General features: G+C 38.8%; 8 protein-coding genes and 1 pseudogene. 5 read left to right on the top strand and 4 right to left on the bottom strand.

Translation table 11 applies throughout. The features are described 5' to 3' along the window. From V7266_RS25475 to V7266_RS25465, 3 genes and pseudogenes are all read right to left on the bottom strand, one after another. Positions 1–648: pseudogene (locus V7266_RS25475) on the bottom strand (IS3 family transposase); the annotation flags it as partial. A gap of 20 nt (positions 649–668) precedes the next feature. Then, positions 669–926 (bottom strand): transposase, encoded by a 258-nt coding sequence (locus tag V7266_RS25470; protein ID WP_335472047.1) that lies wholly within the window; start codon positions 924–926, stop codon positions 669–671. Between the two features lie 131 nt (positions 927–1,057). Next, positions 1,058–2,218: an AraC family transcriptional regulator gene (locus V7266_RS25465; RefSeq protein ID WP_335472046.1), complete on the bottom strand. Its 1,161-nt coding sequence runs from the start codon at positions 2,216–2,218 to the stop codon at positions 1,058–1,060. 124 nt (positions 2,219–2,342) lie between these two features. Between V7266_RS25465 and V7266_RS25460 the strand changes: the two genes are divergently transcribed. The 5 genes from V7266_RS25460 (at position 2,343) to V7266_RS25440 (ending at position 8,889) form a co-directional block, all read left to right on the top strand. Continuing rightward, on the top strand, positions 2,343–4,361 hold the full coding sequence (locus V7266_RS25460) for a hypothetical protein (RefSeq protein WP_335472045.1): 2,019 nt from the start codon (positions 2,343–2,345) through the stop codon (positions 4,359–4,361). A gap of 133 nt (positions 4,362–4,494) precedes the next feature. Next, the gene (locus tag V7266_RS25455; RefSeq protein ID WP_335472044.1) at positions 4,495–5,937 is read left to right on the top strand and encodes a family 43 glycosylhydrolase; all 1,443 of its coding nucleotides are present in this window, start codon (positions 4,495–4,497) and stop codon (positions 5,935–5,937) included. Positions 5,938–6,064: 127 nt separating this feature from the next. Next, positions 6,065–7,483: an MFS transporter gene (locus V7266_RS25450; protein ID WP_335472043.1), complete on the top strand. Its 1,419-nt coding sequence runs from the start codon at positions 6,065–6,067 to the stop codon at positions 7,481–7,483. A gap of 38 nt (positions 7,484–7,521) precedes the next feature. Then, positions 7,522–8,451: a nucleoside hydrolase gene (locus V7266_RS25445; protein WP_335472042.1), complete on the top strand. Its 930-nt coding sequence runs from the start codon at positions 7,522–7,524 to the stop codon at positions 8,449–8,451. 129 nt (positions 8,452–8,580) lie between these two features. Then, entirely contained in the window at positions 8,581–8,889 is a 309-nt protein-coding gene (locus tag V7266_RS25440) for a hypothetical protein (RefSeq protein WP_335472041.1), read from the top strand. 314 nt (positions 8,890–9,203) lie between these two features. Here the strand turns inward: V7266_RS25440 and V7266_RS25435 are convergent. Then, positions 9,204–9,433: hypothetical protein (locus V7266_RS25435; RefSeq protein ID WP_335472040.1), on the bottom strand; the 230-nt coding region annotated here is incomplete at its 5' end.

Here is a 9,433-nt window from a genome sequence, read left to right as displayed (position 1 = left end):
TTTTGCTATTCTTTGAAAGGAGAGGGACGTATATTGAGATCCCTGATCGCTATGAAGTATTAAGCTATTCAATTCACGACCTTCTACAGCGTCCTTTAAAGTATTTATTACTAAGGAAACATCTTGGCTGGTACTAATTCGATATGCAATAATCTCATTATTAAATAAATCCATGATTGTGCTAAGATACAACATAGATTGTCCAAACGGCAGGTAGGTAATATCAGTTACCCATTTTTCATTAGGTCTAGAAGCTTTAAAATTCCTATTCAAATGGTTAGGGACGACTACCTTCATTTCCCCAGCTATATTATTATTACGTTTTGGCTTTACCCGGCATTGCAGATTATATTTTTGCATAATTCGTTGTACAGTATTACGATTAACCTTCGTCTTATACTCACGTAATAGCCAGGCCCTGACTGTTCGATGCCCAATTAGAAATTTATGATGTTTACAAATTTCAATGATTTGTTTTTCAAGTTCAGTTTTAACTTTTGGATTCCTTTTTCTCCATCTATAGTAAGTTGATCTAGGTATATCTAAGCATTTACAAAGAATGGTCACACAATATTTATCTCTTAATTTCTCAACTAAGGCGACTACAGCTTCTGGAACCAACTCCTCTCGATTTCTTGGTACTTTTTTAAAATTTCTATTTGTGCCTTTTAGTACTCATTTTCTCTCTTTAACTGATCATTTTCAGATAGTTCTGCAGGACCTTTCCTATAACTATATTGTTTACCAATCCCTTGCGCTAAACGATATTGTTGCCCTTCACGATACCACTTCATCCACCTTTTAATCTGAGTAACATTGGTAATTCCGAACTTGTCCATAATTTCACGATTAGAATACTCACCACTTAACTTCATTTCAATAACAGCCTTTTTAACTTCTTCTGAATATTCATTTATCTTCCCCATAAGAAAACACCTCCTGAGTTACGTATTATTTAAATACGATTCAGGGGGTGCTTTTTCCTTTGTCTTATTTAACTAGGTCTCTCCAATATTAACCAGTGCTGTTTTCTATCTTATGGGCTTTTCTCCAAGATTTAGGTTTTATTCCGATACTCGACTGGCGTCATGCCAGTTATTTTTTTGAAAACTGTATGAAAATAATTCTGTGAAGAAAAACCAAGCTGGGCCGAAATTTGAATGAGAGGCATTTGGGTGGTTTCTAGTAAGCGTATGCCTTCTTTTATTTTCACCTCATTAATAAATTCCGTCAGTGTTTTTCCAGTTTCTTTCTTAAAATGGGTCGAAAGATAAGAACCATTCATTCTTAAACGCTCTGCTATACTTGCAGGTGTAATTTTCTCATAAAGATGGGCTTGTACTTCTTTACTAATTTTATTGACAAGAAGGGAGTCTGATAAATAGGAACGAGATCGAGCCGTTCTTTTTGCAAAATCCAAGAACATTTGCTTTAAGAGAATGAAGATTTCACTGTAATTTTTAATCTTTTCAATTTGAGTTAGATACCTTGTTGTCAGCGCGTTGGCGGTATCAAAATCCAAGCCGCCTTTCACGGCCGCTCTTGAAGATAGTGTTGTTGACACAATAAATATGTTTTTAAAGGATCGTACGACGTCGGGAGCTAACTTAGGAACTCCACCACCATTCGTAGTTTCCATATCGTTTAAAACGGTTTCAAGTGCGTTCGTATTCCCATATTCGATGTAAGAAAGCATTTGTTTTTCTAATAGATCACTAACATGGTCGATAAACGTAGGATTCGTATCGATTGATAGCGTTGGCGAAGGATTCACTTGGTATGCGATGTGTACAGGTTCATGCTCTGCCCCATTTAAAAAATAATCTAAACAAACTAAAATACTACGAAATCGTTGGAGGTCGCAATTAGGTATTGTCCGAAACCAATGCAAGAATTCATTTATTCTGTTTACTGGCTGTTGTAAACTCTCAAGGATTTTCTCGGCCTGGTTTCGTGTACATTCGAATGCCATCGCCGGTCCTACAATCACATATTGGGATGAATTGTCAATTCGAATCAGGCCGCAAAATAAATTTTCAGGTAAAACGGTATAGCAAACGGAATGAATATTATCAACAGAGCTGTTAATCATGCTGATAGCTGGATTTGGATAAAACTCACCAGACCCATAATTTTGGATTGGTACATGATTATCAAAAAGCTGTAAGGGTATTTTCATCGCTTCGTATAACTTTTGTAGAGTAACGTGATTATTCATACATATCTGCCTCCAATAAGTATACTAGAAATTTTATAACACAAACAAAAAAAATGAAATACAGATTTCATGATTTCTGTGAAAATGAAATTATCTTAAAGTAGAAAACTCTAGGAGGTATAACATGTTACAAGAAAAAACGTTACTCTATGATCCAAAATTAGACACCGAATTCCAAAAGCCCTATGTAGATATTGATGAATGGCGAGAGGGCGCAGTGCGATACCATTATATTCATGGCGGATTTGAGGGCACCGAAGTCCGATTCTCTTTGTATTTTCCGGAAAAGGAAAACTATAAAGGACGTTTTTTTCAATTTATGGCTCCTTTTCAAGGACATGAGGATGCCTCGCAAATCCGCAAGGGAGAAGAAGATAAAATAGGCTTTGCCATCACGAACGGAGCTTATTTTGTCGAGTCGAATATGGGCGGACCTGCAGCTGTTGATACGACTATTTATCGTTCAAGTGCTGCTGTGGCAGAGTATTCACGTGTAATCGCAGCAAAGCTTTATGGACCGCATCGTCCTTTTGGATATGTCTATGGGGGAAGCGGCGGCGGATTTAAGACGATAAGCTGCTTTGAAAACACGAATGCCTGGGATGGAGCCGTGCCCTATATCATTGGATCACCAATGGCCATTCCAAATGTTTTTACCGTTCGTGCCCATGCATTGCGGATACTCAGAAATAAACTTCCAATGATTGCTGATGCTTTGGAACCCGGTGGAAGTGGAGATATCTATGCGGGTCTCAATGAAGAGGAAAGAGCGGCACTTGAAGAAGTAACGAAAATGGGATTCCCTACGAGGGTGTGGTTTTCACATGAATATGTTGGTTTGGGAGCACTTCCGCTTTTCGTACCGGTAATAGAGCAAGTAGATCCTGACTATTTAAAGGATTTTTGGACGGTTCCTGGTTATTTGGGTGCAGACCCTAACAGTTCTGCAGTAAGAGACCGGCTTCAATACAAAACAGTGATTACCGAGACTCATCTGATAAGTGAAGAATTACTAATAAAGGATGACACGAAGACAGGCGCCGATGATGCATGGCACAGGCACAAAAGTATTGATATCAGTTTATTTAAACCTTGGCTGGAACTTAAGAGCGTACCGGCAGGGGATGTGTACTTAACTGGCACGGATATCGTATTCCTAAGTGGTGAGGCTGCAGGCTCAAAGATACCTCTTGACAGGTTGGAAGGAGATAAAGCTTATATCGCAGAAGGTTTTGGAATCGAGGGAATGCTTGAAGTCCTTGAAAAAGTAAAACCAGGCGATGAAATTATGTTGGACAATTCGAATTTTATTGCAATACAGACCTATCACCGGCATCAGGTTCCATCGGCGGATTTTCATGTATGGGATCAGTTCCGCGATGAGCATGGCACGCCACTATATCCACAACGACCGGTTATTATAGGACCTAACATTACCCGTGGAGGGGCTGGATCTATCCAGAGCGGCCGTTTCAATGGGAAAATGATCGTAGTTGCTGCTTTACTTGATGAAAGCGCTTATCCGTGGCAGCCCGATTGGTATCGCACAAAGGTTAAGGACGAACTGGGGGATAAAGAATCTCAAGGTTTCAGACTATGGTACATGGATAATGCCATGCACGATGATCAGGCAAAGACGGCGGATGATTTACATCTTATCAGCTATCTAGGAGCTCTCCATCAGGCTGTGCTCGATGTTAGTGAATGGGTTGAGTTTGGTATCATCCCTCATGAGAGCACTCAATATTCAGTGATCGATGGACAAGTTTCCGTACCATCAAAGGCAAATGAGCGAAAAGGAATTCAACCAGTAGTTGCCCTTAAGGCGAACGTAAGCGAATGTGCAATCGTTAAGGCTGGTGAGCCAGTAGACTTTATAGCGGAGGTTGAAGTTCCTGCCCATTCTGGTCAATTGACATTTGCCGAATGGAGCTTTGAGGGAGAAACCGATTTTCCTGTTAAGGGGGAATTTACCAACATTAGTGGTGATGGCACTATCGCCACCGTGGAAGCAAAATACATTTTTAGTAAACCTGGAACGTACTTCCCTGTATTGAGAGTTAAATCAAATAGAAATGGTGATGTAAGCGATATCTATACGCAGGTTCAAAACCTCTGCCGTGTACGGGTAATCGTTAAATAAGCCATATAATAGATATTCTTTACGAAACTTCATTAAAATGTGTCTCACTCTTTCAATCCTTAACAAAGAGTGGACACATTTGAAGTTAGTTTTCTAAATACGAAATTCACTGCTTCATCTTTAAGGAGGATATATGAAAAAGCAAGTGTTTAATCCATTCCTTCCGAGTTATGAGTATATACCTGATGGGGAACCCTATGTTTTTGGTGATAGACTATATATTTATGGCTCCCACGACAGGTTTAATGGGGAAAGATTCTGCGAAAACGATTATGTTTGCTGGTCTGCTCCATTAGATAGTCTTTATGATTGGCGATATGAAGGAATTATCTACCGCAAAAATCAAGATCCTATGAACACGGATGGTGCCAGATGTTTGTATGCACCAGATATTCAAAAAGGACCAGATGGCCGCTATTACCTCTATTATGCTCTTGATATGCTAGGAATCATGTCTGTCGCAGTTTGCGATACCCCGGCTGGCTCTTTCCAATACTATGGTTCCGTAAGGTATCAAGATGGAAAATTAGTAGGGGAAAGCAGTGATGATATATTTCAATTTGATCCAGGAATTTTTATGGATGATGATGGCCGAATTTACCTTTATTCAGGCTTTGGTCCAGAGGATAGTGAGCAATGCGATAAGTTGTTCAAAAGCCGAAAATATAAAGGGGCTTATTGCTTTGAATTGGAGCCGGATATGCTGACTGTAAAGGTAGGCCCGAAGTTGATTTTACCGAAGGCAGGACATGCCAATGGGACAAGTTTTATAGGACATGAGTTTTTTGAAGCGAGTTCGATGCGAAAAATAGGCAATACCTATTACTTTATCTACTCATCCATAAATAGTCATGAATTGTGCTATGCAACAAGTGACAGGCCGGATGGTGGTTTTGTATATGGAGGGACCATTATTAGTAATGGAGATATTTTCTTGAATGGCAGAACGGAAGCGGAAAGGCTAAATTACACAGGCAACAACCATGGTAGCATGGTTGAAATAAATGACCAGTGGTATGTTTTTTATCATAGGCAAACCAATAAGCATGCGTTTTCACGACAAGCTTGTGCTGAAAAAATCGTTATAGATAAAAACGGAGACATTAAGCAAGTAGAGATGACAAGCTGTGGACTAAACGATGGTCCGCTTGTTGGAAAAGGCGAATACGAAGCTTTTATCGCCTGCAATCTATATTCAAAGCGTGGGGCATGCCACATTAGCACGTACCTAGAAGATTATGAGACTCATCCATTCTTTACACAAAGCGGCGCAGACCGTGAGGAGCAAGGTGATCAATATATTGCCAACATGCAAGATGGAGCGGTTGCGGGTTTTAAATACTTCGATTTGCAAGAAACTACAAAGATTTCAGTGCAGGTTCGAGGGAATGCAAGAGGAGAAATGATTGTTTTATCCAGTATCGGAAGAAATATGGTTGCCCGGATTCCTATCGACGCGGGTGAAGCCTATCAAAATTTTGAAGGTGCACTGGAAGTTAAAGATGCTATATCTTCCTTGTTTTTTCAGTTCAAGGGCACAGGGAAGTTTGACTTTAAATCGTTTACACTAGACTAAGATTAATGCTGTCGGGTGAAGTAGGCTGTTTATGATTCGTTCACTTTTGTAACATAAACAGACTCTTTGCCGGCTATAATGTGCACAAAACCAATGGCTTTAATAAAACTATGAATGGGGAATTACGATGGAAGCCACAAAAGCGATTGAACCGGTAGATAATGAAGATTTTGAAGCTCCAAAACTAAAATTAGGTGAAAAGATAGCCCTCGTGATTGGTAGTGCGCCTAATACTTTTCATACTCAAATGACGCAAACATATTTGCTTTTCTTTTACACTGACTTTATGAAAATTAATCCCGCTTATATAGCAGCACTATTTCTAGTTATTCGTATTTTGGATGCGATCATAGCACCATTATTTGGAGCTTTTATCGATAAGGTAAAAACCCCATGGGGGAAATACACACCGTGGTTTGTCATACTAGGAGTGCCTTTTGGTATTACAGGATGGTTAACTTTTACTAATCCAAATTTAAGTCCGACCGGAAATTTAGTGTACGCCATTATTACTTATACTTTTTATAGTGTTATATCCGCAATCATCAATTTACCAGGAGGCGCAGTAGTCCCGACTGTGACGAAAAGAGTGGATGAAAGGGTATCACTAGGGCAATTAGGATATCTATCTATTATGGCTGGAGCTTTAATTGTTGCCGTAGGTGCAGTACCCTTATACAAGGCTTTAGGAGGCGGGAATGATGCTAAAGGATTTTCTTTATTGATGGCAATTGCTGGTGTTTTCACTGTATTAGTAGCAATTTACCAGGTATCGAAAATAAAGGAAAGATATATGGTAGAAACAAAAAAAGATGAAAAGTCACCCTCATTTAAACAAATGTTTGCGGCTACTTTTACAAATAAAACGGCTGTCATCATTTATTTGGGTGGATTTGGAGCTGTCTTATCAGCTGGGGTAAGGTCTGCAGTTCAAATACATTTCTTTAAATACTTTTTCCACAATGAAGGCTTAATGGCAATTATGGGAATCATTGCTTTGGTACCGGCCCTTATAGGTGTAGCCTTAAGTCATATAGTCATTAAGCGTTTTGGATTGAAAGTTACCATTTTAACGAGCGTTGTTGTAGGACTGATATCAGGACCGATATTGTTATTCATTCCTGCTAATAATACTGGTTTAATCATTTTTATCGTTATTTCAGTTATTACCACATTAATTGGTTCATTGAGTGGTCCTGCTTCGGGGGCATTGATGCCGGCTGCAATCGATTATACCGAGTGGAAAACAGGGATGAATATCAATGCATTTATGAGTTCTATCAGCGGATTTACACAAACATTTGCAACCGCTTTATCAGGTGCGATAGCTGCAGGGGCACTGTCTGTTATTGGTTACGTACCTGGAGTAGAGCAAAGTAGTTCAACCCTCTTTGGGCTTAAGTTCGTGATATTTGTTCTACCTTCAATTTTGAGTACACTAGGAATTTCCATCTTATGGTTTGATCTAACAGAGGAAAAGCAAGTTCAGATTGGTAAGGAATTGGCAGAACGTAGAAAGAATGCACAAGGTAAAATGACAGTCTAATTTGTCATTTTATGTACTGTATAAACAAAGAGTGGTGAATGAATATGAAACTGCCGTTTGACATACCGGAGAATAAGAAAATCAGATTAATTATCAATACAGATGCGAAAAATGAGGCGGATGACCAATTTGCCATTGTTCATGGATTACTTACGCCAAGGTTTAAAATCAAGGGAATCATTGCCGCTAATTACTCTAATGGGGCTTCTATGTTTAATCGTACTGAAAATTCGATGCTGGCAAGCTACGATGAAATCGAAAAAGTTCTAACTATTATGAATTTAAATGGCCAAGTTCCAGTTTATAAAGGGGCGGAGAAGCCAATTTTAAATGAAAACACACCTGAAAGGTCGGAGGGGGCGGAGGCTATTATACGCGAGGCACTTGCTGACGATCCAACTCCGTTGTTCGTTGTCTTTTTAGGACCATTAACCGATTTGGCATCTGCCTATCTAATGGAACCAAAAATTGCCGACAAATTGACTGCGGTGTGGATTGGAGGTGGCCCTTGGCCAAAGGGCGGCTGGGAGTTTAACTTATTCAATGACCCACATGCTGCGAATGTCGTGTTCCAATCCAAATTAGAACTATGGCAAGTTCCGCAAAATGTGTATGCAACACTGAGGGTGTGTATTGCTGAACTGGCCTATAAAGTAAAACCATGTGGGGAAATAGGTAATTATCTGTACCAACAGTTGGTGGACTTTAACGACTGGGCTGCGACAGCGATCCCGGATATACCTTGGCCAAAAGGAGAAACATGGTCCCTCGGGGATTCTCCTGCTATAAGCTTATTGCTGGATGATCATGATTACGGATATGAATTAAAGCCGGCACCAAGGATTACAAACCATTTAAATTATGAACATTATCAAAATGAAAGAATGATTCGTGTTTATCACTATGTTGATTCGAGGTATACCCTCGAAGATATGTTTGCCAAACTGGCTTTGAATTACGGTAAATAAAGTAAACTCTTCAGCTGGTGGACTCTTAGTCTCCCGTTTTATTTCAAATCAAAATTATACCTACAGTTCTTGTTATTGCATTCTATTAATTGATTTGGAAATGAGTCAAATGATATATGAGGTGATATCTTGAGAGAATACGAAGTGTTAACAAAAAAGGCTATGAAGGTAACTCCAAAATGGGTAAAAAACGACATTGAAACCATAATAAACCGAAATGATGGTGTTGTCGGAAGTAGTTATATTATTAGCAAGCTACATCAGCTATATTCACCAGGAATACGCTATTCTATCGCACTTAACATGGGTAATTATGAATGGCACCGAGTTAGTCAGGAACGATTAACTTTTATTGATAATAATCTTGATCTTTTGGACCTGATAATAAAAAAATTCCAGGCTGTGAAAAGAGAAAAAATAAGACAAGAAAAGCCATAGAGTGGTTATTTTAAACAAAAAGTAAAATAGAAAGTTTAAATTGTTAAAAGGTAAATTTCAATGTATTGAAGCGGGAGAGAACAATCATGGTCCTGTAATTGTTTCAGGTAAAACACATTTCTCCTATTCAGATGGTAAACCCTTCTATCCGTTTGGAACTACTACATATGTATGGAACTATCAGAATGAGGAGGTTCAGGAGCAAACCTATGAAAGTTTGGAAAATGGTCCATTTATTAAGATTCGCATGTGTGTATTTCCAAAACACTATGATAAAATCTTCATGAACCACTTTTGTTTCCATTTACCGTTTATTAAAAAGAAGGGTTTAAATTTAGCCGCTTTGATACCCGTTTCATTTTGGATGAGGCAACAAGTTCAGTTGACAAGATCAAAGTGTCTGCTACTAGGCAATTAGCCTGATGACAGGCACTTTCTTTATGTTCGACAATAATTAATTCTTTAAATTGTTTTGAAGTATACCCTGTTAGATACCAAGTTTCAATAATTATTGTCAAAATTTTTATAACATAAACAAAAAAAG

Source organism: Neobacillus drentensis (assembly GCF_036965645.1).
Classification (GTDB): Bacteria; Bacillota; Bacilli; order Bacillales; family Cytobacillaceae; genus Neobacillus; species Neobacillus drentensis_D.
This window is presented reverse-complemented; position numbering and strand designations above follow the sequence as displayed.